Source organism: Protofrankia sp. CiP3, assembly GCF_917627345.1.
Taxonomy (GTDB): domain Bacteria; phylum Actinomycetota; class Actinomycetes; order Frankiales; family Frankiaceae; genus Protofrankia.
The window spans coordinates 5,118-6,266 of record NZ_CAKJTM010000183.1 but is presented as its reverse complement, the minus strand read 5'-3'; the positions used below and the strand labels follow the sequence as shown (position 1 = coordinate 6,266).

Genomic DNA, 1,149 nt, shown 5'->3' with positions numbered 1-1,149 from the left:
CAGGGGGGTTCGGTAAGCTGATCGCGATCGGGCAGGCTCCTCGCCTGCTCCACCGGCCCGATTCGAGCCCCTTGTTTAGGGTCCCAGCGCGAGGCGGGCGTCGGATGTCGCCTCTACCATTTGATACCGCCCGTCGCTACTTCTTTGCTCAGTAATGTGCCGCTGTCTGACGTGAAATCTGCGCCTGCCCACGTACACCACGCTGCAGCAGTCGGCGCAGTTCCCGCAATCCGTAAGCACGTTTGTTCTGACCTCCTCCGGCAAGTGCCCGCATCGCCTTGATGGCGATACTTAACTCTATGTTCACTTGCTCCATTACCTCAGCGATGGCAGCGGCGTTAGCAGTTAAGATTTCCGTCCACAGGTCGACGTCTCCGGCTGCGATCCTCGTCATGTCTCGTGCCCCCGTGCCAGCGAGGCGAAGTGAGAAAGGATCTGCTTCGGCCAGCCGGCTCGCGACCAACGAGGACATCATGTGGGGCATATGGGAGATCAATGCAACCGCACGATCATGAACAGCGGCGTCGGCAACGGTGGGGATGGCACCGCACAGCGCCACCAGTTCCAATACCTGGTCAAGTACCACAGGCTGAGTATCGTTGGTGGGCGTGAGCACCCAGGGCCGTCCACGGAACAAATCCGCCCGAGCAGCCAGAGGACCCGACCGCTCACGTCCTGCCAGAGGATGACCGCCCACGTAGCTTGACAGGTCACAGCCTAGAAGCAAGACAGCATTCTGCAGTTGTAGTTTGACACTCGCGACGTCGCTGTATGCTATGGCCGTTTCTTGCTTCTGTAACTGTGCGAGAAGCCCAGCCACCTGTTCAGGGGGTACCGCTAGTACGGCAAGGTCCACCCGTTCACTCGGTTGATCTGCCCGACCCGCGCCAAGGGATACTGCGGTACGGAGTGTCTTCGGGTCAGGATCAGACAGATAGACCTCGATGCCCTGGGAACGAAGGGCCAAGGCTACCGAGGTACCGATCAGCCCGACGCCTGCGACAAGAACCGTGCGCATATCGTTTCCCCTTCGGGGCTTATTCAGAACTGCCAGTACAAGCGATCTATATCATGTATCGTCCCAGATCAGGACACTGCAATCGATCTTTATTGGGGAGTTCTGAATAACCCTCTTCGCATCAGTTTCAG

At 58.6% G+C, this 1,149-nt stretch carries 1 protein-coding gene; it reads right to left on the bottom strand.

Annotated features, from left to right (window positions below):
• Positions 1 to 148 precede the first annotated feature (148 nt).
• On the bottom strand, positions 149 to 1,018 hold the full coding sequence (locus MJ797_RS25735) for a prephenate dehydrogenase (protein ID WP_239342198.1): 870 nt from the start codon (positions 1,016 to 1,018) through the stop codon (positions 149 to 151).
• Positions 1,019 to 1,149 lie beyond the last annotated feature (131 nt).

Bases quoted from the DNA above. Each gene is read 5' to 3' on its own strand.
- MJ797_RS25735 (WP_239342198.1), bottom strand. From the start codon at position 1,018: ATGCGCACGGTTCTTGTCGCAGGCGTCGGGCTGATCGGTACCTCGGTA.